This is a genomic window from Achromobacter mucicolens, from assembly GCF_029866465.1.
GTDB classification, from domain to species: domain Bacteria; phylum Pseudomonadota; class Gammaproteobacteria; order Burkholderiales; family Burkholderiaceae_B; genus Achromobacter; species Achromobacter mucicolens.
In genome coordinates, this window is the sequence record NZ_CP123364.1 from 4,730,413 (window position 1) to 4,755,012 (window position 24,600).

The 24,600-nt window shown below is 66.9% G+C and carries 25 protein-coding genes; 15 read left to right on the plus strand and 10 right to left on the minus strand.

From position 1 onward, the window contains the following. Window positions 1-85: 85 nt before the first annotated feature. Window positions 86-799 (minus strand): FadR/GntR family transcriptional regulator, encoded by a 714-nt coding sequence (locus QEP15_RS21605; protein ID WP_056325456.1) that lies wholly within the window; start codon window positions 797-799, stop codon window positions 86-88. A 147-nt stretch (window positions 800-946) separates the two neighbouring features. Here QEP15_RS21605 and QEP15_RS21610 point away from each other — a divergent pair, with 147 nt between their 5' ends. The 3 genes from QEP15_RS21610 to pyrF are packed head-to-tail and all read left to right on the plus strand — an operon-like array spanning window position 947 to window position 3,538. Continuing rightward, entirely contained in the window at window positions 947-1,345 is a 399-nt protein-coding gene (locus QEP15_RS21610; RefSeq protein ID WP_076516669.1) for a diacylglycerol kinase, read from the plus strand. Between the two features lie 49 nt (window positions 1,346-1,394). Beyond that, the gene (locus QEP15_RS21615) at window positions 1,395-2,714 is read left to right on the plus strand and encodes an NAD(P)/FAD-dependent oxidoreductase (protein ID WP_062839594.1); all 1,320 of its coding nucleotides are present in this window, start codon (window positions 1,395-1,397) and stop codon (window positions 2,712-2,714) included. 5 nt (window positions 2,715-2,719) lie between these two features. After that, entirely contained in the window at window positions 2,720-3,538 is an 819-nt protein-coding gene (pyrF, locus tag QEP15_RS21620; protein ID WP_062839593.1) for an orotidine-5'-phosphate decarboxylase, read from the plus strand. Window positions 3,539-3,642: 104 nt separating this feature from the next. Here pyrF and QEP15_RS21625 read toward each other — a convergent pair whose 3' ends face one another. From QEP15_RS21625 to ribBA, 6 genes are all read right to left on the minus strand, one after another. Next, entirely contained in the window at window positions 3,643-4,209 is a 567-nt protein-coding gene (locus tag QEP15_RS21625) for a CinA family protein (protein WP_056325445.1), read from the minus strand. Further along, on the minus strand, window positions 4,206-4,712 hold the full coding sequence (locus QEP15_RS21630; protein ID WP_175156222.1) for a phosphatidylglycerophosphatase A family protein: 507 nt from the start codon (window positions 4,710-4,712) through the stop codon (window positions 4,206-4,208). The genes QEP15_RS21625 and QEP15_RS21630 overlap by 4 nt, the downstream gene beginning before the upstream one ends. Window positions 4,713-4,775: 63 nt before the next feature. Continuing rightward, a complete protein-coding gene (thiL, locus tag QEP15_RS21635; protein WP_217619003.1) occupies window positions 4,776-5,741 on the minus strand; it encodes a thiamine-phosphate kinase in 966 nt (321 codons plus the stop codon). Window positions 5,742-5,887: 146 nt separating this feature from the next. Beyond that, window positions 5,888-6,397 carry a transcription antitermination factor NusB gene (nusB, locus tag QEP15_RS21640; protein WP_056325438.1) on the minus strand — a complete coding sequence of 170 codons (510 nt, stop codon included), beginning with the start codon at window positions 6,395-6,397 and terminating at the stop codon, window positions 5,888-5,890. After that, window positions 6,366-6,896 carry a 6,7-dimethyl-8-ribityllumazine synthase gene (ribH, locus tag QEP15_RS21645; RefSeq protein WP_056325435.1) on the minus strand — a complete coding sequence of 177 codons (531 nt, stop codon included), beginning with the start codon at window positions 6,894-6,896 and terminating at the stop codon, window positions 6,366-6,368. Before ribH ends, nusB begins: the two co-directional genes overlap by 32 nt. Before the next feature lie 10 nt (window positions 6,897-6,906). Further along, window positions 6,907-8,082 (minus strand): bifunctional 3,4-dihydroxy-2-butanone-4-phosphate synthase/GTP cyclohydrolase II, encoded by a 1,176-nt coding sequence (gene ribBA, locus QEP15_RS21650; RefSeq protein ID WP_280148040.1) that lies wholly within the window; start codon window positions 8,080-8,082, stop codon window positions 6,907-6,909. A gap of 149 nt (window positions 8,083-8,231) precedes the next feature. On the opposite strand from ribBA, the gene QEP15_RS21655 reads away from it, so the two are divergent. The 7 genes from QEP15_RS21655 (at window position 8,232) to QEP15_RS21685 (ending at window position 15,408) form a co-directional block, all read left to right on the plus strand. Continuing rightward, the gene (locus QEP15_RS21655; RefSeq protein WP_280148041.1) at window positions 8,232-9,050 is read left to right on the plus strand and encodes an HAD-IIB family hydrolase; all 819 of its coding nucleotides are present in this window, start codon (window positions 8,232-8,234) and stop codon (window positions 9,048-9,050) included. Window positions 9,051-9,062: 12 nt separating this feature from the next. Beyond that, window positions 9,063-9,875, plus strand: a complete 813-nt coding sequence (locus QEP15_RS21660) for an IclR family transcriptional regulator (protein ID WP_056325427.1) — start codon at window positions 9,063-9,065, stop codon at window positions 9,873-9,875. A gap of 147 nt (window positions 9,876-10,022) precedes the next feature. Then, complete coding sequence (gene phnD / locus QEP15_RS21665; RefSeq protein ID WP_056325424.1) at window positions 10,023-11,021, plus strand: phosphate/phosphite/phosphonate ABC transporter substrate-binding protein; 999 nt, start codon at window positions 10,023-10,025, stop codon at window positions 11,019-11,021. Between the two features lie 6 nt (window positions 11,022-11,027). Then, window positions 11,028-11,798 (plus strand): phosphonate ABC transporter ATP-binding protein, encoded by a 771-nt coding sequence (gene phnC, locus QEP15_RS21670; RefSeq protein ID WP_128828945.1) that lies wholly within the window; start codon window positions 11,028-11,030, stop codon window positions 11,796-11,798. Further along, window positions 11,795-12,682, plus strand: coding sequence for a phosphonate ABC transporter, permease protein PhnE (phnE, locus tag QEP15_RS21675; RefSeq protein WP_062839588.1), 888 nt, complete (start codon window positions 11,795-11,797; stop codon window positions 12,680-12,682). The genes phnC and phnE (QEP15_RS21675) overlap by 4 nt, the downstream gene beginning before the upstream one ends. Then, window positions 12,679-13,503, plus strand: a complete 825-nt coding sequence (gene phnE, locus QEP15_RS21680; protein WP_056325416.1) for a phosphonate ABC transporter, permease protein PhnE — start codon at window positions 12,679-12,681, stop codon at window positions 13,501-13,503. Before phnE (QEP15_RS21675) ends, phnE (QEP15_RS21680) begins: the two co-directional genes overlap by 4 nt. A 246-nt stretch (window positions 13,504-13,749) precedes the next feature. After that, entirely contained in the window at window positions 13,750-15,408 is a 1,659-nt protein-coding gene (locus QEP15_RS21685) for a CYTH and CHAD domain-containing protein (protein ID WP_280148042.1), read from the plus strand. Window positions 15,409-15,522: 114 nt separating this feature from the next. Here QEP15_RS21685 and ftsY read toward each other — a convergent pair whose 3' ends face one another. Continuing rightward, on the minus strand, window positions 15,523-16,563 hold the full coding sequence (gene ftsY / locus QEP15_RS21690; RefSeq protein WP_226849524.1) for a signal recognition particle-docking protein FtsY: 1,041 nt from the start codon (window positions 16,561-16,563) through the stop codon (window positions 15,523-15,525). 466 nt (window positions 16,564-17,029) lie between these two features. On the opposite strand from ftsY, the gene rsmD reads away from it, so the two are divergent. The 4 genes from rsmD to QEP15_RS21710 all read left to right on the plus strand — a co-directional run bounded on the left by rsmD (window position 17,030) and on the right by QEP15_RS21710 (window position 19,742). Next, complete coding sequence (gene rsmD, locus QEP15_RS21695; protein ID WP_056325409.1) at window positions 17,030-17,635, plus strand: 16S rRNA (guanine(966)-N(2))-methyltransferase RsmD; 606 nt, start codon at window positions 17,030-17,032, stop codon at window positions 17,633-17,635. 18 nt (window positions 17,636-17,653) lie between these two features. Next, window positions 17,654-18,157 (plus strand): pantetheine-phosphate adenylyltransferase, encoded by a 504-nt coding sequence (coaD, locus tag QEP15_RS21700; RefSeq protein WP_056558877.1) that lies wholly within the window; start codon window positions 17,654-17,656, stop codon window positions 18,155-18,157. A gap of 113 nt (window positions 18,158-18,270) precedes the next feature. Further along, window positions 18,271-18,522 carry a YfhL family 4Fe-4S dicluster ferredoxin gene (locus QEP15_RS21705; RefSeq protein ID WP_042795127.1) on the plus strand — a complete coding sequence of 84 codons (252 nt, stop codon included), beginning with the start codon at window positions 18,271-18,273 and terminating at the stop codon, window positions 18,520-18,522. Next, on the plus strand, window positions 18,519-19,742 hold the full coding sequence (locus tag QEP15_RS21710; RefSeq protein WP_280148044.1) for a benzoate/H(+) symporter BenE family transporter: 1,224 nt from the start codon (window positions 18,519-18,521) through the stop codon (window positions 19,740-19,742). The genes QEP15_RS21705 and QEP15_RS21710 overlap by 4 nt, the downstream gene beginning before the upstream one ends. Before the next feature lie 19 nt (window positions 19,743-19,761). On the opposite strand, the gene QEP15_RS21715 is transcribed toward QEP15_RS21710, so the two are convergent. Together QEP15_RS21715 and QEP15_RS21720 are read right to left on the minus strand one after the other, a co-directional pair. Continuing rightward, complete coding sequence (locus QEP15_RS21715) at window positions 19,762-20,148, minus strand: MOSC N-terminal beta barrel domain-containing protein (protein ID WP_217618999.1); 387 nt, start codon at window positions 20,146-20,148, stop codon at window positions 19,762-19,764. Further along, window positions 20,145-22,643 (minus strand): AsmA family protein, encoded by a 2,499-nt coding sequence (locus QEP15_RS21720; RefSeq protein WP_280148045.1) that lies wholly within the window; start codon window positions 22,641-22,643, stop codon window positions 20,145-20,147. Before QEP15_RS21720 ends, QEP15_RS21715 begins: the two co-directional genes overlap by 4 nt. Window positions 22,644-23,000: 357 nt before the next feature. On the opposite strand from QEP15_RS21720, the gene QEP15_RS21725 reads away from it, so the two are divergent. Continuing rightward, a complete protein-coding gene (locus QEP15_RS21725) occupies window positions 23,001-24,599 on the plus strand; it encodes an MDR family MFS transporter (protein ID WP_179690311.1) in 1,599 nt (532 codons plus the stop codon). The last annotated feature ends 1 nt before the right edge of the window (window position 24,600 follow it).

A 24,600-nucleotide genomic window follows, 5' to 3' on the forward strand; every position in this document is an offset into this window, starting at 1 on the left:
TATGGAGTTCACCTACTGGAGCTGCACCTACCAACTGCGACTGCGAGTTGCCGCCGGCCTCCCGGGAGGGACCGGCAGCCTGTTGCTATTCAGCGCGCAAGGCTTCCGCCGCACCGGGCCAGCTGGCCATCAGGCGGTCGTACGAGCAGGAAAGATGTTCACGCATGGCGGCCCGCGCGCCCTGTTCGTCACCGGCCGCGATGGCGTCGATGACGCGGCGGTGTTCGGTGATGGCGACGGCCCAGCTGTCGGAGTTTTCGAAGTAATCGCCCAGCTTCACGGAGAGCGGGTTGTGGCGTTCGTCAAAGAGTTCGCCCACGACGCGCACCAGCACGGCGTTGTTGGCCATTTCCGCCACGCGCAGATGGAACAGCCGGTCGCCGCGGATGGGCACGCTGCCGGCCCGCGCCTCGTCTTCCATCGCATCGACGGCTTCGCGCAGGCCTTCCACCAACGCGGGCACGGGATTGAGCGCCGCCTGCGCGGCCAGCTCGCTCTCGATGGTGCGGCGGGCGCGGATGGTTTCAAGCGGGCTTTCGGCGGTCAGGCTGGCGCGCGGCGCGCCGCCCGGGCTCTGCACGTACACGCCCGAACCCATGCGCACTTCCACCCAGCCTTCGACCTCCAGCGCAATCAGCGCTTCCCGCACCGACGGCCGGGACACGCCCAGCTTCAGCGCTAGATCGCGCTCGGGCGGCAGGCGCGCGCCGGCCGGAAATTCGCCAGCCTCGATCAGCAGGCGAAGCTGATCGGCGATCTGGCGATACAGGCGGCGAGGTTCAATGGTCTGAATCGGCATATAGGTAAAGTGGCCTTACCAATTGACCAGAATCCTGCGCCTCCCGACGCTGGGTCACAATTAGGGTTTGCCCATCCGCGTCGGGATGTGCCACGCGGGCAACCCTTATCTGTTAAAAAGCGGCCACCACGGCTTTCATCCGATTCCATGACCCACGATCCGCAACACTCGCCCTTCAAGAGCACCGGCGGCGCGCGCCGTATCCTCAACGCGCTGCGCTATTCCTGGCAGGGCCTGAAGGCGGCCGTCCAATACGAGGCGGCCTTCCGCCAGGAACTGGCGCTGGCCGTGCTGATGATTCCAGCGGCATTCTTTCTGGGCCGCACCACGGTCGAGGTGTTTTTCCTGGTGGGCGTGGTGGTCATGGTGCTGGCGGCAGAACTGCTCAATTCCGCCATCGAAGCGCTTGCCGATGCGTTGTCGGTCGAACGCCACCCCCTCTTGGGGCGGGCCAAGGACCTGGGCAGCGCGGCGGTGATGCTGCTGCTGATATTTGCCGGAACGGTATGGGTGGGCGTGGCCATCAGCCGTTTCGTCATGCACTGATACGGGTTCGCACCGCGACGGGGATGCGACTCTATTTATACTGGGAGCCATGATGCCTCAATCGACGTCAGCACCCTCCAAGCGCATCGTCATCGTCGGCGGTGGCGCAGGCGGCCTTGAACTGGCCGCCAAACTGGGCCGGATCCACGGCCGCCAATACATCACCCTGGTCGACAGCCGCCCTTTTCACATCTGGAAGCCTTCGCTGCATGAAGCGGCGGCGGGCACGCTGGATATTCACCAGGAAGGCCTGTCCTACCTGATGCTGGCCCACATGGACGGCTTCTCGTTCGCCCAGGGCCGGCTTGAAAGCGTCGACCGCGAACGCCGTCTCATCACCGTGGACGCCGTCAATGACGCGCAGGGCCAGGAAGTCCTGCCCCGCCGCGAACTGGCGTACGACACGCTGGTGCTGGCGCTGGGCAGCACCTCCAACTTCTTCAACACGCCGGGCGCGGCCGAGCACGCCGTCACGCTGGACACCACCGAAAACGCCGAGCAATTTCGCCTGACCATGCTCAAGGCCATGGCGCTGGTAGATCAGGCCAAGGTGCGCAATCCGTCCGCGCGGCTGGATCTCGTGATCGTGGGCGGCGGCGCCACCGGCGTCGAGCTGGCGGTGGAACTGACCGAAGCCAGCCACGTCGTCAGCGCCTATGGCCTGCCCAACTTCCGCGCCGACCGCGACCTGGCCATTACGCTGGTCGAAGGCGCCCCGCGCATCCTGTCCGCGCTGCCCGAGAAGATCTCGGTGGCGGCGACCAAGCGCCTGACCGAATTGGGGATCCGCGTCGAGACCTCATGCCGTGTGTCCGAAGTGACGGACAACACGGTGCGCACCGCCGACGGCCGCGAGTTTCCCGCGCAGTTGTGCATGTGGGCCGCCGGCATCAAGGGCCCGGCGCTCTTGGCCGACCTGGGATTGCCGCTGAACAAGCTGGGGCAGATCGAAGTCAACGAGCGGCTCGAAACGCCCGATCCGCACATTCTGGCGCTGGGCGACTGCTGCGCGGCGCCGTGGCGTGACGGCCGCACCGTGCCCGCCCGCGCCCAGGCCGCGCACCAGCAGGCCGATTACCTGACCAAGAAGCTGACCGCCCGGCTGCGCAACAACCCCGAGCCCACCGAGCCCTACGTCTACCAGGACCACGGATCGCTGGTGTCGCTGGGCCAGGACGCCGGGGTGGGCAGCCTGATGGGCAAGCTTGCCGGACGGGGACTGTTCGTAAGCGGTACACTGGCGCGCCTGATGTACATGAGCCTGCACCTGATGCACCACCGCGCGGTGCTGGGCGCCTCGCGTACCGTCTCCCTCGCCCTGGCTCGCCTGCTCATGCGGCGCACGCGCCCGCGGGTCAAACTGCACTGAATCCCATGAATTTCCTGCAAAAACTCGAACACGCCTGGACCACCAGCAACTCGCTCCTGCAAGTCGGGCTGGATCCCGACCCGCAGCGCTTCCCGCGCGAATTGCAGGACAAGCCGGACGCCATCTTCCAGTTCTGCCGCGACATCGTCGACGCCACCGCGCCGTACGCCTGCAGCTTCAAGCCGCAGATCGCGTACTTCGCCGCGCACCGCGCCGAAGACCAGCTGGAAGCGCTGTGCCAGCACATCCGCGACAACCACCCCGACCTGCCCATCGTGCTGGACGCCAAGCGCGGCGACATCGGCTCGACCGCCGAAAACTACGCCCGCGAAGCCTACGAGCGCTACCAGGCCCACGCCCTCACCGTCAGCCCCTACATGGGACTGGACTCGGTCGAGCCCTACCTGGCGTGGCGCGACCGCGGCGTGATCGTGCTGTGCCGCACCTCCAACCCCGGCGGCTCGGACCTGCAATTCCTGAAGATGGACAACGGCGAGCCGCTGTACCTGCACGTGGCAGGGCTGGTGGCTGACAAATGGAATGCCAATGGCCAGTGCGGCCTGGTGGTGGGCGCCACGTTCCCCAACGAACTGGCCGCGGTGCGCCAGCGCATCGGCGACGCCCTGCCCCTGCTGGTGCCGGGCATCGGCGCCCAGGGCGGCGACATCACCGCCACGGTCAACGCCGGCGCCAACGCGGCGCGCAACGGCATGATGATCAACTCGTCGCGCGCCATTATCTACGCCAGCGGCGGCGACGACTGGCGCCAAGCCGCCGCCGAGGCCGCCAAGGGCCTGCGCGACGCGATCAACGCGGTGCGCTGACGCCACATTGCGCAAAAGCCGCTGCACCATGTGCGAATGCACGGTGCAGCGGCTTTTTTCATTTCAACGCCCGCCAGTTCAGCGCGGGCGTTTCGCGTCGGGATTCATCGCCGGTTGATCGGCGCCCCCGCGAATTCCAGCACGGCCCGCAGCGCGAACTCCACCGCCGCCTGCCGCACCTGCCCCCGGTCGCCCTGGAACACATGCGTCACCGCGCGGCTGCTGATGCCGTCGCCCACCCGCATGGCAAAGCCAAAGCACACCATGCCCACCGGCTTGCCGGGCGTGGCGCCGCCCGGTCCGGCGATGCCGGTGGTCGACATGGCCACGTGCGCATTGGGCACGGCAAGCAGCACCCCGTTTGCCATTTCCAGCGCCACGGGCTCGCTGACTGCGCCAAAGTGATGCAGCGTTTCGGGCGACACCTCCAGCTCGGTAACCTTGGCGTCGTTGCTGTAAGTGACGAAGCCGCGCTCGAACCATTCGCTGGAACCGGCCACCGCGGTGACGGCGCCTGCCAGCAGGCCGCCCGTGCAGGATTCGGCGGTGCCAAGCATCCACCCCTGCTGGCGCAGCACATCGCCCAGCCGCTCGGACAGGCCGAGGATCGTCGCTTCCGACAACTGCGCGGCCGTCATGTTGGTCCGCGCGCCTTCATGCTGATCGTTCATCCCAAGACTCCTGTGCGGGCCACCAGCGCCATTACCAGCAAGGCATAGCCGGCAGCCACGATATCGTCCCACATGACTCCGAAACCGCCCTTGATATGGGCGTCGAAGAACTTGATGGGTGGCGGCTTGACGATGTCGAACGTGCGGAACAGCACGAACGCCAGCGCCTGCGCGACCCAGCCGGCCGGCGTAAGCCACAGCACCAGCCAGAACGCCACCATCTCGTCCCAGACCATTCCGACATGATCCGGCTGCTGGAGTTCTCGGCCGACGCGATGGCAGGCCCAGCATCCGTACAGAAATGCCACCGCCAGGAACACGCCAATGGCCAGGTCCGACGCCGCAGGCGCCGCCGCCACCCAGATGGCCCAAGCAAGCAGCGTGCCCCACGTGCCCGAGGCCGGACGGATCAGTCCGCTGCCAAAGCCAAACGCAATCAGCCGGCCCGGATCGCGGCAGACCCAGGAGAGCGCCGGATACGCGGCGCGGCGGCGGTCGCGCATGGAGGTGGAGTGCTTATCAGCGGAAGACATGGGGGGAAGGGCCTGCAAAAAGGAAGCCGCGGATCAGTCCGCGGGGAAGTGATCGAAGCCGGCGGGCAGCTCGGCAAGCGGCTGGCCGTGCGAGTCGAGAACGGCGATTCCCGGCTGCGGCAGGATCTCTCCCACCCGGGTCACGCGGGCGCCGGCCCTGCGGGCTGCCGCCAGCACAGCGTCGCGCCGGGACGGCGGCGCGGTGAAACACAGTTGATAGACATCACCCCCGCCCAGCAGCGCGCGTTGCTGCGGCGCCGCGTCCAGGCCCGCCAGCGCGGGCGCCATCGGCAGGTCCGCGAACCGCAGGCAGGCGCCGACGCGGCTGGCGGCCAGGATGTGGCCCAGGTCCTGCACCAGGCCGTCGGAAAGATCGATGGCTGCATTCGCGATGCCGCGCAGCGCCGTGCCCAGCCCCACTTGCGGCTCGGGCCATTCCAACGCGCCGCGCGTGGCGGCCAGCAGCGCGGCATTAGCCGGATATTGCCCGTCGAGCAGCCGGTAGGCCACGTCGGCTGCCCCCAGTTCACCGGACACCCAGATGTCGTCGCCGCTTCGCGCGCCATCGCGGCGCAGCGCCTGGCCGGGGGGCACCGAGCCAAAAACGGTCACGCTGATCGCCAGGTCGTGCGCGCTGCGCGTGGTGTCGCCGCCGACTAGCGGGCAGCCGTGCGCTGCGGCCAGCGCGTGAAACCCTTCGGCAAACGCCGCCAGCCAAGGCTCGTCCAGGCGCGGCAACGCCAACCCGAGCACGCAGCCGATCGGGCGCGCGCCCATGGCCGCGAGGTCGGACAGGTTCACCGCCAGCGCCTTGTGGCCCAGCGATTTCGGGTCTACGTCGGGAAAGAAATGCCGGCCTTCCAGCAGCAGATCCGTGCTGGTGGCCACCTGTTCACCGGGAGGAACAGGAAAGAGCGCGCAGTCGTCGCCAACGCCCAAGAGGCCGTCAGGCGCGGCACGCGTGAAATAGCGCGCAATCAGATCAAATTCGGACGCCACCGCGCCTCCACTATGCGGCGCCCGATGGTCGCCATTGTCTGCATGGCCGCCGTGCGGCTCAGATCGGGGCCGCGCGGATCCGGGCTCCGCCGGTCCGCAGCGGCGCCCCCCGGGGGGAAGCGCAAAGCGCTGCGGGGGGGGGCTCGCTATCGCCGTTGCTGCGCCGCGGCCTGGACCTCGTGCGCGCGGACATCGGCAGCCAGCTTGTCGAGCACGCCGTTGACGAACTTGAAGCCATCGGTGCCGCCGAACGACTTGGCCAGTTCCACGGCTTCGTTGATGGCGACCTTGTACGGCACTTCGACGTGATGGATCAGCTCGAAGCTGCCGATCAGCAGGATGCCGTGCTCAACGGGCGACAACTCGGCCAGCGGACGGTCGACGTAAGGCGTGAAGCGTTCGCGCAGCGCGGGCGCTTCGCGCAGCACGCCGTGCAGCAAGGTCTTGAACCACTGCGCATCGGCCTCGGAAAAGTCCTCGGTGTCGCGCAGATGGGCGTCGATCTCGCCGGCGTCCTGCGTGCCTTCGCCGCCGCGCAGCAGCCACGCGTACACGCCCTGCAGCGCGAATTCGCGCGCACGGCGGCGCGCGCTGCGCGCATTGGCGCGGGCCTGCGCCGCGCTATCAGCGCTGGTCGTCGTCTTCTTCGTCGTCAAAATCTTCGTCCTCGTCGTCTTCGTCTTCGTCTTCTTCCTCGGGTTCCAGCGCTGCCACCAGGTTGGCCATTTCGACGGCCACCTGGGCGCAATCGCGACCCTTGCCGGCGGCGCGGGCTTGCGCCTGCTCGTCGGTGTCGACGGTCAGCACGCCGTTCGCGACGGGGATGCCGGTTTCGAGGGAGATGCGGGTGATTGCCGTGGCCATTTCATTGCTGACCACTTCAAAGTGATAGGTTTCGCCGCGGATGACCGCGCCCAGCGCGATCAGGGCGTCGAATTCAAACGTTTCGGCCATGTGGGACAGGGCCACGCCCAGTTCCAGCGCGCCGGGCACGGTGGCGACCATCACGTCGCGCTCGTCCACGCCCAGTTCGGCCAGTTCCTTCAGGCACGCTTCGAGTTCGGCCTGGCCGACTTCTTCGTTGAAGCGGGCGCGTACGATGCCGATGTGCAGCCCTTCGCCGTTCAGGTCGGGGGTAAGGATGTAAGGGTTCATGTGTCGGCCTTCAGTGTGTTGCGGGAGTGTTCTGCGGGTCGCAATCGTAACCCGTAATGGTGAGCGAGAAGCCCGCCATGCTGGGCATCTTGCGCGGCCGGGCCAGGAGCCTCATTTGACCCACGTTCAGGTCGCGCAGAATCTGGGCGCCGATCCCGTAAGTGCGCAGGCCGAAGCGGTCGGCGTTGGCGGAATTGGCCTGGGCCTTCGGGTCGTTCCAGCCTGCAATCTGGCCAAACAGGTGTTCCGTGGAAGACTGGCAGTTCATCAGCACCAGCACGCCGGCCGGGGCGGCGGCGATGGCCTCGAGCGCCTGGGCCACGCCCCAGCTATGCGGACTTGCGCCGGTATCCAGCACATCCAGCACGGACGCGGGCTCGTGCACGCGCACCAGCGTCTCGGCGTCGGGAGTCACATTACCATGCACCAGCGCCAAGTGGGCGGAGCCGGTGGCGGCGTCTTTGTAGGCCACGGCCTCGAACGTGCCCCAGGCCGTTTGCATGGTGCGCTTGCCCACGCGCTTGACGATGGACTCGTGCTCGCTGCGGTACTGAATCAGATCGGCGATGGTGCCGATCTTCAGGCCGTGCTGGCGCGCGAATTCGACCAGGTCCGGCAGGCGGGCCATGGTGCCGTCGGGTTTGAGGATTTCGCAGATCACGGCGGCGGGCGTCAGGCCCGCCATGGCGGTCAGGTCGCAGCCGGCCTCGGTATGGCCAGCGCGCACCAGCACGCCGCCGGGCACGGCGCGCACCGGGAAGATGTGGCCCGGCTGGACCAGATCGGCCGGCTTGGCGTCGCGCGCCACCGCCACCTGGATGGTGCGGGCGCGGTCGGCGGCCGAGATGCCGGTCTCGACGCCCACGGCGGCTTCGATCGATTGCGTGAAATTGGTGCCGTAACGCGTGCCGTTGCGGGCGGCCATCATGGGCAGCTCGAGCTGGCGGCAGCGTTCTTCGGTCAGAGTCAGGCACACCAGGCCGCGGCCGTGGGTGACCATGAAGTTGATGGCTTCGGGCGTGACGAATTCGGCGGCCATGACGAGGTCGCCCTCGTTTTCGCGGTCTTCTTCGTCAACCAAAATGACGATGCGGCCGGCGCGCAGCTCGGCGATGATCTCGGCAACCGAAGCGATGCCGAAGGATTCCGGCTCGGAGCCGGGCAGGGAGGACAACTGGACGGACATGGCGTGACGCGTAAACCAGGCGGGAAAGCCCGAATTTTACCGCCCCTGCGGGCCGAACCCCTATTCGTGTCTGGAGGGCCCGTCCGGATGGGGCCGTCCGGTTAAACTTTCGCCCGGAGATCCCCCCAGAAAAACGAAGGAAAAACCTCATGCAAGCCCTTGCGGCCATGCCTTTGAACGTCGCGGCAGCCGTCCGCGTCGTCCTGACCGACATCGACGACACGCTGACCACTGAAGGCCGCCTGCCGGCCGACGCGTACGCCGCGCTTGAACGCCTGGAACAGGCCGGCATCCAGGTCGTGCCCATCACCGGCCGTCCGGCCGGCTGGTGCGACCACATCGCGCGCATGTGGCCCGTGCGCGCCGTGGTCGGCGAGAACGGCGCGTTCTACTACGCCTACGACCGCAAGGCCCGCCGCATGACCACGCATTACTGGACCGACGCCGCTTCGCGCCAGGAAAGCCGCAAGCGGCTGGACGCCATCCGCGACCGCGTCCTGGCCGAGGTGCACGGCAGCGCCGTCGCCAGCGACCAGGACTATCGCGTGGCCGACCTGGCCATCGATTTCTGCGAAGACGTGCCCGCCCTGCCCGACGCCGCCATCAGCCGCATCGTCCAGATCTTCCAGGACGCGGGCGCGCAGGCCAAGGTCAGCTCCATCCACGTCAATGGCTGGTTCGGCGACTACGACAAGCTCACGATGACACGCACCATGTTCCAGCGCGAGTTCGGCCAGGACGTGGCGGGCGCGCTGGACAGCACACTGTTCATTGGCGATTCGCCCAACGACGAGCCGATGTTCGCCTACTTCCCGATCTCGGTCGGCGTGGCCAACATCCAGGCCCAGTTGCATCGCCTGACGCACCGCCCCGCTTTCGTGGCCGCCTTCCATGGCGGCGGCGGTTTCGTCGAAATGGCCGACCGGCTGCTCGCCGCGCGCCAGCCCTCCCAAGTCCAGCCGGCCTGAGGTCAGCACACCGTGGCAACTTCCAAGACCGCGGCGCCCGCCAATGACGGCCGCCGCAGCATCCAGTCCATCGAAGTGGGCGTGCCGCTGCTGGCCGCCCTGGTCGACGCCGGCAAGCCCCTGACCTTGCGCGATCTCGCGGCGGGCGCGGGCATGACCTCCGCCAAGGCCCATCCTTATCTCGTCAGCTTCATCCGCGTGGGACTGGTGCAGCAAGACGCCACCACCGGCCAGTACGAATTGGGCCCCTTCGCCCTGCAGATGGGGCTGGTCAGTCTGCAGCGTCTGGACCCCGTGCGGGTGGCCATGCCCGAGATCGCCAAGCTGCAATCCGAGATCGGCCACACGCTGGGCATCGCGGTGCTGGGCTCGCACGGCCCCACCATGATCCACATGACCGAAGCCAGCTACCCGGTTCACGTGAACATGCGCAAAGGCACGGTGATGTCCATGCTGCACACCGCCACGGGGCTTGTGTTCGCGGCCTGGCTGCCCCCGAAGGTCAGCGAACACTACATCGCGCGCGAGGAAGGCGACACCGCCGTCATCGCCAGCGTGCCGCCCCCGCGCAAGGCCTCGCGCGCCAACATCGACGCGCAATTGGCGGACATCCGCGTGCACGGCATGGCCCGCGCGCTGGGCAATCCGCTGCCGGGCGTGGACGCGCTGTCCGTGCCGGTCTTCGACAACACGGGCAGCATCGTGCTGGCGCTGACCAGCCTGGGCCCCACGGGCCTGTTCGACGTGTCGTGGGACGGCGCGATCGCGCGGCCGTTGCTGGCCTGCGCGCAGGAAATCTCCCGCAAATTGGGCTTCCGCGGCTGAGCGCGCTTTCGCGCAAAAACGAAAACAAAGCGAACAAAACGAACAAAAGACGAAAAGAAAGGCAGGGACTTTCCCGAGTGTGCCGTCCCCGGTTGTGTGTTTGAATTCAGCAAACATTCAATTAATACCCATACGAGGAGACACACGATGCAAGCCTTGCGTCTTATGCAGGCGGCCGCCCTGGCCGCATTCGCTTTTGGAGCGTCCGCCGCCCAGGCCGCCGACACCTGCTCCAACCGCGGCGACCTGGACCAGATGTACTGCGACTCGAACAAGGACCTGGTGGCCGACACGCCGACCGATCCGTCCAAGCTCAAGACGCCTTCCACGCTGGTGTTCACGTACACGCCCGTGGAAGACCCGGCCGTGTACGAAGACATCTTCAAGCCCTTCACCAAGCACCTGTCCGAGTGCACGGGCAAGCGCGTCGTGTTCTATCAGGTGCAGAGCAATGCGGCTGAAATCGAAGCCATGCGCTCGGGCCGCCTGCACGTCGGCGGCTTCTCGACCGGCCCCACCGCCTTCGCCGTGAACATCGCGGGCGCCGTGCCGTTCGCGGTCAAGGGCTACGCCGACGGCTTCCAGGGCTACAACCTGATCGTCATCGTCAAGAAGGACAGCCCCTACCAGAAGCTGACCGACCTGAAGGGCAAGAAGCTCGCGCACACCGCCCCCTCGTCGAACTCCGGCCACATGGCGCCCGTTGCCCTGTTCCCCAAGGAAGGCCTGACGCCCGACAAGGACTACAAGGTCATCTTCTCGGGCAAGCACGACCAATCGGTCATGGGCGTGAACTCCGGCGACTACGACGCCGCGGCCGTCGCGTCCGACGTCTTCAAGCGCATGGTCGAACGCGGCCAGGTCAAGGAAGCCGATTTCCGCATCATCTACACCAGCGAGAAATTCCCGACCTCGTCGTTCGCCTACGCGCACGACCTGGAGCCGAAGTTCCGCGACCAGATGCTCAAGTGCTTCTACGACTACCGCTTCCCGCCGGAGATGTCCAAGGCCTTTGACAACGCTGACCGCTTCTATCCGGTGACCTACCAGAAGGACTGGGCCATCGTCCGCCAGGTCGCCGAGTCCGGTGGCGAAAGCTTCAACCGCGCGGCCTACGACCGCGAATCCGCCAAGAGCAAGAAGTAATCCAGCATGACGACGTCGCTACGCATTTCCGGCCTGGTCAAGGAATACCGGGCCGGCCGGCCGGTACTGAACGGCATCGACCTGCAGATCGCCGGACAGGGGCTCACCGCCATCATCGGGCCGTCGGGCACCGGTAAAAGCACGCTCCTGCGCTGCATCAACCGGCTGATCGAACCCACCAAGGGCGAGATCATCCTGCAGTCCGAAGACGGCACCGTCGACCTGGCGCAAGTGCGCGGCGCGTCGCTGCGCCGCGCGCGCCGCCGCATCGGCATGGTGTTCCAGGAATACAACCTGGTCGAACGCCTGACGGTGATGGAAAACCTGCTGACCGGCCGGCTGGGCTATACCTCGGCCATGAAGGCCTGGATGCGCCGCTTCGAGCCCGAGGACATCGAGCACGCCTACAAGCTGCTCGATACCGTGGGCCTTGCCGGGTTTGCCGACCAGCGCGCCGATGCGCTGTCGGGCGGCCAGCGCCAACGTGTGGGCATCGCCCGCGCGCTGATGCAGCGCCCGCAGGTGCTGCTGGCCGACGAACCGACGTCGTCGCTCGATCCCAAGACCTCCGTCGAAATCATGGAACTGCTGTCCGCGCAGGGCAGCGCCACGGGCATCCCCGTCATCGTCAACATCCACGACGTCGAACTGGCCCGCCGCTATGCCACGCGCATCGTCGGCATGTCGGGCGGCCACGTGGTCTATGACGGCAACGGACAGGGCCTGGACGCCACCATGCTCAAGACCATCTACGGAGGCGAGTCTTGGCTGGAATGACGCAACCCCGGGGCGCCATCCGCCCCTTCGCCATGTCCGGACGCGCCAAGCTGGGCTTGCTGCTGCTGGTGCTCTACACGGTCTATGCGGCCGCGCAGCTCGACTTCAGCTGGTCGCGTTTCGAGGCCGGCATGGGGCACGCCTCGACGTTCCTCGCGCGCATGTTCCCGCCCAATTTCGAGAAGCCCGCCACCCTGTGGAAGGGCATCGCGGAAAGTCTTGAAATCGCGGTCCTGGCGTCGATGCTGGGCATCTTTCTTGCCCTGCCCGTGGGCCTTTTGGGCGCGCGCAACCTGATGCCCGCGTGGATCTCGTGGCCCGCGCGGTCGATCGTCGCGTTGTGCCGCGCGCTGCACCCGGTCATCGTCGCCATCCTGTTCGTCAAGGCCGTGGGCTTTGGCGCACTGGCAGGCATCCTGGCGCTGACCGTGGCGTCCATCGGCTTCATCGGCAAGCTCTTCACCGAGGCTATCGAAGAAATCTCGCTCAAGCAGGTCGAGGCCGTGCGCGCCACCGGCGCGTCGTTCTCCAACGTCATCGTCTTTGGCGTGCTGCCGCAGGTGTTCGCCCGCTTCATCGGCTTTGCCACCTACCAATTCGACTCCAACCTGCGCAACTCCACCATGGTGGGGATCGTGGGCGCGGGCGGCGTGGGCGGCACGTTGTTCTCGGCCTTCCAGCGCTTCGATTACGACTTCGTCAGCGCGATCCTGCTGACCCTGATCGCGATCATCATGCTGGGCGAAATCCTGGCTGGCTTCGTGCGGGCGGTGTTCCTGGACAACCTGGGTTTCGACCGCATCTTGCAAAGCCGCTTTGCCGGCGCGCGGGGCCTTGGCACCAGCAAGCCGGCAGCGGCGCGCAAGGCGGAGGTGGACGAATGAACGCCCACGTTTCCCCCTTGAATCCCGCTGGCCAGCCGCGTGTCTGGCAACGCTACAGCATGGGCCAGCGCCTGCTGCGCTTTGCGCTGTACCTGCTGCTGGTGGCAGCCGTCGTGCAAGCGATCCGCGGCGTGGAGATCATTCCGGAGTTCCTGTATGACGCGCCGGAGCAGATGGCCGATCTCTTTCGCCGGATGTGGCCGATCGACTGGGCCTACTACCCGGATGGCGTGCACGCGGCGCTGATCGAAACGCTGCACATCGCCACGCTTGGCACCATCCTGTCGGTGTTCATGGCCGTGCCGGTGGGCCTGCTGGCGGCCAACAACCTCACGCCCAGCAAGACCATCAACATGCTGGCCCGCCTGATCCTGGTGTCCAGCCGGTCGGTCAATTCGCTGGTCTGGGCGCTGCTGTTCATCGCCATCTTCGGACCGGGCGCGCTGGCCGGCACGTTGGCCATCGCCTTCCGCTCGATCGGCTTTGTCGGCAAGCTGGTCGGCGAAGCCATCGAAGAAGCGCAGCGCGGGCCCATCGAAGCCGTCACGGCCACCGGCGCCAGCAAGGCATCGGTGATCTGGTACGCCTACTGGCCGCAGATCCGCCCGGCGTTCTGGTCCATCGTGCTGCTGCGCTGGGACATCAACGTGCGCGAATCCGCGGTGCTGGGCCTGGTTGGCGCCGGCGGCATCGGCATGGCGCTGGACACCGCGCTGAACCTGTTCCAGTGGGACCGCGTTGCCCTGGTGCTGGCCGCCATCTTCGTGGTCGTCGTCCTGGCCGAAGTCATCATCACGCAGGCGCGCAAACGCATCCTGTAGCCCGCTTTACGGTTGTCGGTTTCCCCTGACAGCGCTCCTTCGCCGCCCCCTGTGGGGCGGCGTTTTCTATGGACGGTTCCTTTCTGTTCGCAAGCAACGCAAAAGCGCGTCAGCGTCCTTGATCCGCCGCCTTGTTTTTGCGGCGCGATCACGTCTATCCTCCATGTGAACAAAATATGACCGGTCATCAAATCGCACCCGCGCCTTGATTAAGATCTCGGCTTTTGCCGTTGGACACCCGCTGCCATGTCGGAACAGGAATTGAAACTGCACGTGCCCACGGCTTCGCGCCAGGCCGTGTTGCGTGAAGTCAAGCAGCGCGAGGCCACGCGCCTTCGCCTGCATGCCATGTATTTCGACACGCCAGAGCGTGAGCTTGCGCGGGCGCGCATCGCCATCCGGCTGCGCCAGGAAGGGCCCGACTGGGTGCAGACGCTGAAGATGCCCGGCGCCGACGCGATCTCGCGCATCGAGATGAACCATCCGCGCCCCGGTCCCGTGCTGGACCTGTCGGTCTATGCCGGCACCGAAGTCGAAGGCCCGCTATCCGCCATCAAAGGCGAACTGGGCCTGCGTTACGAAACCGACGTGCAGCGCCTCTTGCGCAAGATCCGCACGCGTCACGGCACAGTGGAGCTGGCCTACGACACCGGCATCCTGCGCGCGGGCGCGCTGGAGCTGCCGATCTCCGAACTGGAATTCGAACTGGTGTCGGGACGCCCCGCCGCCATCTTCGCCGCCGCGCGCGGCTGGCAGCAGCGGCATGCGCTGATCCTGGATCCGCGCAGCAAGTCAGAACGCGGCGACGCCCTGGCCCAGCTTGCGCAGCGCCTGGCCGAGGTGGACGCCGCCGCCGGCGAAGATCACGAAGCGCGGCGTGCGCAGGCCATCGCCCAGTTCTGGGCGCCACGCGGCGCCGCCGCCGTCAAGCTGCGCAATGACATGACGCCGTCCCAGGCCATGGGCGCGATCGCGGCCGAATGCCTGGACCAGATCTGCCGCAATGCCGCGGTGCTGGCCGAAGTCGACACCGAAGGCGTGTACCGCGCGGGTAATTCCGAACACGTGCATCAATTGCGCGTGGGCGTGCGCCGGCTGCGGTCGGCCTGGAAGCTGTTCGATGGCTGGATCGCGCCGGTGCCCGATTCCCTGCTGCAAGGCGTGCGCACCCACTTTGCGGCGTTCGGCGCCAACCGCGACCAGGACGTGCTGAACGAAACGGTCGCCCCCGCGCTGCTGCGCGCCGGCATGCCCGTGATCCCGATGGAAGCCGCGCCGCCCGAGGCGGACGCGCAGACCATTGCGGGAGGCCAGCCGTTTCAGGCCTGGCTGCTGGAACTGCTGGAATGGTCGCTCGACGTGCCGGCGGTCCAGCCGGAAGCGGATGGCCAGACCATCGCCAACGGCACGCCCAGCGACGCCGCGCCCGAACCCGCCATCCGGCTGGAAGGCGGCGTGGCCGGTCCCGTCGTCAAGCCCACCATCATCCCGATGCTGACGCCGGAGCCGCAGCCGCAGCGTCTGCACAAGCTCCTGGCCCGCCGCCTGCACCGTTGGCACGGCAAGGTGGCCGACCAAGGCACGCACTTCGCCTCGCTGGACATCCCCACCCGCCACGAACTGCGCAAGCGCGGCAAACGCCTGCGCTACGGCCTGTCTTTCGCCGAATCGCTGCTGCCCGCCTGCAAGCTGCGCGGCTATCGCAAGCTGCTGTCCCGCGTGCAGGACGTGTTGGGCGAGATCAATGATCTGGCGATGGCCAAGGACTACTACCAGTCGTGTACGGCATCGCATCCGCAGGCGTGGTTTGCGCTGGGCTGGATCAGCGCGCGCCTGGACGAACTGGTCATCGAGGCGCAGCAAGCCTTCGATGATCTGGCGCGCAGCAAGCCATTCTGGAAGTGACACGTATCGTGCGCCGGCCGTGTGGCGGGCGCGCAAACGACTGCGGGACGGCGCTTGCGCGTCGTCCCGCCAGGGGCCTTCAGAGGGGCGTTTCAGCCCGCCGAATGAACGGCTTCAATCCGCCAGCAATGCCGCCGCGAACTCGTCCGCCACGAAGGGCTGCAGGTCTTCCAGGCTTTCGCCCACGCCAATCCAATACACCGGCACCGGACGCACGCCCTGGCTGCCGGCAGCAACGGCCGCCAGCGTGCCGCCCTTGGCCGTGCCGTCCAGCTTGGTCACGACCAGACCGGTCAGGTTGATGGCAGCGTCAAACGCGCGGATCTGCGCCAGCGCATTCTGCCCCGTGTTGCCATCCACCACCAGCAGCACCTCATGCGGCGCGGACGCATCCGCCTTGCCGATGACGCGGCGGATCTTCTTCAGTTCTTCCATCAGGTGCAGCTGCGTGGGCAGGCGGCCGGCGGTATCCACCATCACCACGCCCATGCCGCGTGCGCGGCCGGCGTTGACCGAGTCGAACGCCACCGCGGCCGGATCGCCGCCGTCCTGCGAAATCACGCTGACGTTGTTGCGGCTGCCCCATTCCACCAGTTGCTCGCGCGCGGCGGCACGGAAGGTGTCGCCGGCGGCCAGCAGCACGCTGGCGCCCTGGCGCTGGAACGTATGCGCCAGCTTGCCGATGGAAGTCGTCTTGCCCGCGCCGTTCACGCCGGCAATCATCACCACCAGCGGTTGCGTGCGCTTCAGGTCAAACGCGCGCTCCAGTGGGCGCAGGTGATCGGCCAGCAACTGGCGCAGGGCCGTCTTCACCTTGGCCGGGTCCTCGATGCGTTCCTTCTTGACGCGCGCGCGCAGCGCGGTCAGGAGCTTCTCGGTGGCCTCAAGGCCCGCATCGGCCATAATGAGGGCCGATTCGAGTTCCTCGAACAGGTTCTCGTCGACCTTAACGCCGACGAAGATGCCGCCAATGCTCTGACCGGTGCGCGACAAGCCCTGCTTCAGGCGCGACAGCCACGAGGCCTTCTTGGGCGCCTCGGCGGGTGCGGGTTCCGGGACGGGTGCGGGGGCTGCAACAGGGGCAGGCGTGGATACTGGCGCAGGCGCTGATACCGGCGCAGGCGCCGGGACCACGGGTGCAGGCGTGGGCGCGATGACGGGTGCGGGCGGCTGCGGTGCGCGGAATGGCTCAACCGCTGGCGCGGCGGAAGCAGCTGCTGCAGGCGCGGCGACCGGCGCGGAAGCCGGCGCGGTGCGCGTGAGGGACGGCGCGGCCGGTGCCGAGGACGGCGCAGGCTGCGCGGGCGTCGCTACTGGGCCAGGCGCGGATGAGACCGACGGCGCTGGCGTAGACGTCGGCGCAGGCACAGCCGGAGCTGGCGGCGCCGCGGGCGGGGTCACCGTCGGGGTCACAGGCGCCGTCACAGGCGCGCTGACCGGCGCGGCGACCGGCTCCGCAGGTTCCGGCCGAAGCGCCGGCGAAGACGACGCCGGCGACGGGCTGGACGGGGCAGAAGACGGCTCCGCGGGCGCGACTGGCGCGTCGGCAACCTCCGGCGGCGACGCGGGCTGAGCCGGCGTGGCGGGCGGAGGGGATTTTTTCTTGAAGAAGCGGCTAAACATGGGTAACAAGTATATTCGTATCGTCGGGGGCCAATACAGGCGCACCCCCATCGCCGTGCCCGACGTGGAGACGCTGCGTCCCACGCCCGACCGGGTCCGCGAGACGCTGTTCAACTGGCTTACGCACCTGTGGGGCGGCGAGTTCGCCGACAAGCAGGTGCTGGATCTTTTTGCCGGCAGCGGCGCCCTGGGCTTCGAGGCGGCCTCGCGCGGCGTGGCGCATGTGCAGATGGTCGAGCGGGACAAGACCGCCGCGTCCGCGCTGCGGACACTGCGCGACAAGCTCAAAGCCGACATGATACGCATCCATGTGGGCGATGCGATGCAGGTCGCCGAACGGATGGATGCCTCGCGGTTCGACCTCATCCTGCTGGATCCGCCCTTTGGACAGGGCTGGCTGCCGCGCCTGTGGCCGATCCTGCCGGGCATTTTGACCGATCACGGGCTAGTCTATGTCGAGGCGGAATCCGCCATCGAAGCCCCCGAAGGATTCCAGATTCTGCGGCAGGACAAGGCCGGCGCGGTCCACTTCCATCTTTTGGAATTTGCTGCGATGCGCAAATCGATCAATAATCCGGCTTCGGAGGATGGTGTAGACCACTAATAACGGTACGGAGCTCGCATGATCATCGCTGTTTATCCCGGCACTTTCGACCCGCTGACCAGGGGCCACGAGGACCTGGTTCGCCGTGCAGCCACGCTTTTTGACAAAGTCGTGGTGGGAATCGCCATTAGCCGCAACAAGAAGCCCTTCTTCAGCATCGACGAGCGCGTGGACATCGCGCGCGAAGTGCTGGGGCACTATCCCAACGTGGAAGTGCAAAGCTTCGGCGGCCTGTTGAAGGACTTTGTTCGCGAACAGAATGGGCGCGTCATCGTGCGCGGGCTGCGCGCCGTGTCCGACTTCGAATACGAATTCCAGATGGCCGGCATGAACCGCCATCTGCTGCCCGACGTCGAGACGCTGTTCATGACGCCGTCCGACCAGTACCAGTTCATCTCGGGCACCATCGTCCGTGAAATCGCGCAACTGGGCGGAGACGTCAGCAAGTTCGTGTTCCCCTCCGTCGAGCGCTGGCTCCAGGAAAAGGCCAAGGAACGCCGCGAACAGTCCTGGCCGGGCTGAGGCGCCCCGCCCGCACCATCCCCAAAGGGTGCGAAGGCGCCCTTTTCGCGCTTTCCGGGCCCCGGCCGCCCGGCGCTACAATGGCCGGGCCCCTCGCCTTTCCGTAGCCCATCATGGCCCTGACCATCACCGAAGAATGTATCAATTGCGACGTTTGCGAGCCCCAGTGCCCGAACGAAGCGATTTCCATGGGCGAGGACTACTACGTCATCGACCCCGACCGGTGCACGGAATGCGTCGGCCACCACGACGAGCCGCAGTGCAAGGTGGTCTGTCCGGTGGAATGCATCGAGCTGCACCCGCAATGGAATGAAGGCCAGGAGCAACTCATGGCCAAGTATCGACGCCTGACCGGTGCCGCATGAGCGACACGGCGCCGCCAAGCATCAACCTTTCCCCCTCCCCACACCACGCCCGACGCGACCTCTCCGCGTCCGCGGTCGCTGCGGGGCTGGTCGCCGTCCTGGTCAGTTTCGGCGGCACCGCCGTGCTGATGGTGCAGGCGGGCCATGCAGCCGGCCTGGACGCGGCGCGCATCGGCTCATGGATCGGCTCGCTGAGCCTCGTACTGGGCCTGGGCGGCGCGTTCTACAGCCTGCGCACGGGCCTGCCCGTTGTCATGGCGTGGTCCACGCCCGGCGCGGCGCTGCTGGTCACCGCGCTGGCCGGCGTTCCCTTCAATGAAGCCGTGGGCGCCTTCGTGCTGGCGGCCGGCCTGACGCTCGCGTGCGGACTGTTCGGCTGGATCGATCCCATCCTGCGCCGCATTCCCGGCGAGGTCGCCGCCGCCATGCTGGCAGGCGTGCTGCTCAATTTCGGCATGGGCATCTTCAGCAACATCAACAAGCAGCCCGCGCTGGTGCTGGCCATGTGCGCCGCCTACCTGCTGTGCCGCCGCTGGGCGCCGCGCTACGCCGTGCTGGTGGTGATGGCCGTGGCAGTGGCCATGGCGGCCGCAATGGGCCTCATGCAGGTCGACCAGCTGGACTGGCGCCTGACCGAATTCGTGTGGACGACGCCCGCCTTCAGCGCGCAGGCGGCGGTCAGCCTGGGCATTCCCCTCTTTGTCGTCGCCATGGCCTCGCAGAACCTGCCCGGCCTGGCCATTCTGCAGGCCGCCGGCTACCGGCCGCCGGCCTCGCGCCTCGTGGCCGCCACGGGCCTGCTGGGCCTCCTGGCCGCCCCCTTCGGCGCGCACAGCGTCACCATGGGCGCGATCAGCGCGGCCATCTGCACGGGGCCCGAGGCCCATCCTGATCCGGCCAAGCGCTACATCGCCGCCGCCACCTACGGCGTCAGCTACGTCGCGCTCAGCATCGTTGCGGGCGCGGTCGCCGTCTTCTTCCAGGCGCTACCTGCCGCCCTGCTGGCAGCGTTGGCCGGCCTGGCGCTGCTGGGCACCATCATGGGCGGCATGGCCGCTGCCATGGCCAACCCGCAACGACGCGAGGCCGCGCTCATCACGCTGCTGGCGACGGCCTCGGGATTCAGTTTCTGGGGAATTGGTTCGGCCTTCTGGGGCCTGGCGGCGGGCCTCGTGGCCCACACCGCCTTCGAGTACAAGCGCACCCGCGCGGGCGCTTGAAAACCGGCGCTGGCCGCCTTCAGGCCGGCCAGTGGGTCACGGGTGTATCCGGGTGGACCTTCATGATGCGGCAAGGCACCTGCACGAAGTTCGAAATCCAGGCCGCGGCCAGCTCGCCTTCGTCGACGACGTCGATGTTCTGCTCACCCACCAGCATGCTGTAGCGCACGCTGTCGTCGTCTTCGATCACGTCCAGCGGAATATCCATGCGCAGCATGCCCGGCGCCTTCAACACCAGGTAGCCCAGGCGCAGTTCCACCGACACGTCGGCCAGCCTGGGGCACAGCTCGCGGTTCAGCCACTGCCCGGAATCATTGGCGACCAGCCACTGGCGATGGTAGGCGGCGGCCTGCGCCTGCGTCGTCACGCCGCATTCGGCGATGGGCTGGAATTGGTCGTCGCTCATTTGCCAAGCAGTCCCTTCAAGGCCTTGTCCACCGCGGCGCCGCTCTTGCCCTTCCCGGAGACCGCTTCCTTGAGCTTGTTCTCCAGGCTGCGCTTCAGGATGCCGCCGATGGCGTCCTTCCAGAGCAGCGTGTACGAAGGGTTGTCGAACGGACCCTTGAAATGGACGGGAATGGTCACGTCCTTCAGGTCGATCAGTTCTTTGCCGTCGGGATTGGCCGCCGGGTTGATGACACGCGCGCGCGCCACCAGATCCAGCTCGCTCTTGACGAAGTCGATGGTGGCCGGATCGCCCTGCGTGACGCGCAGCAGCGGCGACACGAAGCTCAGGCGCTTGACCGTTGCCACGCCCTTGGCGATGGCCAGGTCCGCATCCATTTCGGAGAACTGCGTCTGCTTGCTGGTGTCGGCAGCCACGGTCTCGTTCTGCGCGTCCGGCGAGAACCGGGCCTTCAGGTCGCGCAGCGTCTGCGTCAGGTCGATGCCCTTGACCGCGCCATCGCGCAGGCGCACTTGCAACGCGCCCGCCAGCCCGCTCTTCATGGCATAGACGTTGGCGCCCCCGGTTTTCAGGTCCAGCATCAGATTGCCCGTGCCGCTCAGCACGTTCCGTTTGGCCAGGTCCATCAGCAGCGGCTCGATGGCGATATCGGCCAGCGTCATCTTGGTCGCGATCTGATTGCCCTGCGCCGCGTCCACCGACAGGGCGCCGGCCAGCTTGCCGCCGTAAAGCCCTGCCGCGAGGTTGGAGATGTCGAGCTTGCCCTTGTCCAGCTTGACCGCCGCCGACACGTCGTCGGCCTTCAGGCCGCGCACGACCAGCTTGCCCACTTTCAGCGTGCCGTTCACGCTGGGACCCACCAGCGCGGACAGGTTGATCGTGTCGTCAGGGGGCGCTGCCGGTGCGGGCGCCGGCGCGGGCTTGCTGTCGTCTTTCTTGCCGTCCGTGGGCGGCTTGGGCGGCGCGGCCAAGACCGGCGGCACCAGCTTGTCCAGGTCCAGCGTGTCCACGGCCAGCGCAAACTTCATCTGCGGCGTGTCGGACAGTTTGGTGATGTCGGCGCTCAGGTCGAACTTGCCGCCTTCCAGGACCGCGTTGATCTTGCTGGTGGCCTGGTCCTTGAGCAGGTCCACCGTCAGGCTGCCGATCACCGGGATCTGGAGGCTGCCCTTGGGCAGGCCCGGATCGGTGATGTTCACGTCGCCACGCAGCGCGGACATGGCGCCGCTGCGCATCAAGAGATTCAGGCTGAGCGGCGACGCAAAATTCAGCTTCACCACCCGTTCGCCCTTCTTGGACGTGCTGTCCAGTTTGGCTTCCTTGATGTCCAGTTCGCCGGCATTGCCGCTGATGCCGTTCAGGCCGAAGCTGGCGTCCAGGCCGCTGATGCGCACGCGGCCGGTCAGCGCCTCGCCGGTGGCGGACGCGGGCGAAATATTGAGCGCGGGCGCATCGACCGCCAGTTCAAACGGACCATCGGCCACGCCGCCCTTGGCGCGCACGGCCAGTTTTTCGATCTGGAGCTGGCTCTTGTGCGGGTCGATCGCCAGTTTGGGAATTGCCACGCTGGCTTCCACATTGGTCGCCTTGGCCGAAGGTTCGGTCACGTCGCCCTGGAACAGGAGTTCCAGCCCAGCCACGTCCAGCGCGGACTTCTGCCCATTGAAGGCAAGGTTGCCGCGCATCACGAGGCTCTTGGCCTCCGCGCCGGGCAACTTGCCGTCCATGCGCAAATCAAGCTTTTGCGCGGCGTAGCGCTTGGCCGAGGGGTCCAGCGTCAGCAACGCCTGGCCGGTCAGGTTGGCGTCGACGCGCGGATAGCCGCCTTCGACCCGGGCCGACATCCGCACATCGAAAGGCTGGTTGAACGTGACGCGGCCGGTATTGGCGTTGATACGGGTCACCGCGACCGCCATGCCGGTGATCGCGTCCTGCATCTGCACTTCGCCGTCCTTCAGGTCCAGGCCGGCGATGTCGATCTGCATGTTGTTGCGCGGCGTCGGCACGGGGCCGCCGGTAATCGCCTGCGCGGCGGTCTGGGCCGCGCCCACCAGGGCCTCGGCCGGGTTGCCGGGGGCATCGGTGACAGGCGGCGTGCCGCCCACCAGATTGCTGAAATTGAACTGGCCCTGCTTGTCGCGCACCACGCGCGCCTTCAGCCCACTGATGGCAACGTGGTCCACGACGAAGCTGTTGGACAGCAGCGGCCAAACGGCCACGGCCAGCCGCGTGCTCTCGATGGAGGCAAAGGTGTCCGTGCTATTGGGTTCGGACAGGGACACGCCCTGCACCGACAGGCCGATCCGCGGGAAGAGCGAAAGCTCGATCTCGCCGTCGATCGTCAACGTGCGCTGATAGCGTTCCTGGACAAGCTCTTCCAGCTTGTACTTGTACGCGTTGGGGTCGAATGTCAGCAAGAAGATGGCCAGGCCGACGACGGCCACGACAACCAACACTACCAGGCCTATCAAAATGCGCTTGAACCACGTTTTCATTGCTGCCCCGTCGGTACCTCGACTGGAAATCCTTGATGCCGACCACCGCGCCAAGCGCGGGGGAAGGTGCGTTGCCAGCGGAAGTCCGCCGGCCTATTGAACTGTCTGCATTCCAGGGCTTGCCACGAAGGGCTTGCCTTTCAGGACGTGTCCTCGCGCCTGCCGAGCCTGCGGCATGGGCGCCAAAGGAAGGTGCTACCGAGGAAGGCCTGCTGAAGACGCCGGTAACCCAGCGTGCAGATAACCGCTATCGTAACAAATCAGGCCGGTCAGCGGGATCGGCCAAGCTGACGGCTTCCTGTCGGGCGGATTGTGGGACTAGAATGATTGATCGATCAATTATTGATGCGTCCAACAATGACCGCCCCCGCCCCCACTTCTCCACACTCGCCCGGCCAGATCCTGCCCTTCCGGCAAACCCTGCTGGCCATGCTGGGCATGTGCTTCGTGATGATGCTGGTCGCCATCGACCAGACCGTGGTGGGCACCGCGCTGCCCACCATCGTGGCGGAGCTGCGGGGCTTCGAACTCTACGCATGGGTCGCGACGTCGTACCTCCTCACCTCCGTCATCACCGTGCCCATCTTCGGCAGGCTGGGCGACTACTACGGACGCAAACCCTTCGTCGTGGCCGCCATCGTGCTGTTCACGCTGGCCTCGGTCCTGTGCGGCGCGGCTGACACGATGCTCGAACTGGTGCTGGCGCGGGCACTGCAAGGCATTGGCGGCGGCATGCTGGTCGGCACGGCCTTCGCCTGTATCCCGGATCTCTTCCCCGACCCCCACGTGCGCCTGCGCTGGCAGGTAATGCTCAGCGCCGCCTTCGGCATCGCCAACGCCGTCGGCCCCACCCTAGGCGGCGCCTTGACGGAGCACTACGGCTGGCGCTCCGTCTTCTACGTCAACCTGCCCATCGGCATCCTGGGCCTGTGGTTCGTCGCCCGCTACCTGCCGCACCTGCGCAACCAAAACCCCGGCAAGGTCCGGCTGGATTGGCAGGGCGCGCTGCTGATTGCCGTGGCATTGGGCGCCCTGCAACTGCTCGTCGAGCTCCTGCCCAAGGACGGCTTCACGCCCTCGCTCATGCTGCTGGGCGCCGGCAGCATCGCCGCCTTCGCCGCCCTGATCTGGTGGGAGCGCCGCTGCCCGCATCCCCTTTTGCCCCTGGACATGTTCCGCAACCGCGGCCTGGCCACGCTCTTCACCCTGGCCCTGCTGGTCGGCGTGACGATGTATTCCCTGCTCTTCTACGCCCCGCTGCTCCTGCAAGGCGGCTTCGGGCTGTCGCCCCAGCAGGCGGGTCTGCTCATCACGCCCATGGTCGTCTTCATCACCGTGGGCAGCATCGTCAATGGCCGCATCATCACCCGCATCCGCAACCCCAACCGCATGCTGTACGCCGGCTTCATCCTCATGGCGTTCTCGTGCCTGGGCATCGTCACCACCCACAACTACACCTCGCACCTCTTGATCGCCGGCTACATGCTGATGGCCGGCCTGGGCATGGGCTTCATCATGCCCAACCTCACCGTCTTCGCCCAACAGACCGCCGGCCGCAGCCACCTGGGCATCGCCACGGCGCTGCTGCAATCCCTGCGCATGATCGGCGGCATGCTGGGCACCGCGGTTGTCGGCACGATGGTCAGCCACAGCTACTTCAACGGCGTGGAGTCCACGCTGCGCGGCGCGTCCGCCCAATGGCTTCCGAAACTCAACGACCCGCAGATGCTGGTCAACCCCGCGGCCCAGACCGAGTTCCTGGCACAATTGGCCCATCAAGGCCAGGACGGAACGTCGCTCATCGAAATCGCGCGCATCGCGCTGGTGGGCGCCATCCACGAAGGGCAACTCATCGCCCTCGCCGTCGCCGTCTTCGCAATCTGGTGCGTGCGGCGCGTGCCCCTGGTGCAACTGGTCCGGCCATCCAAACCGGAGCCCGCCGGCGTCGGAGAGTAGC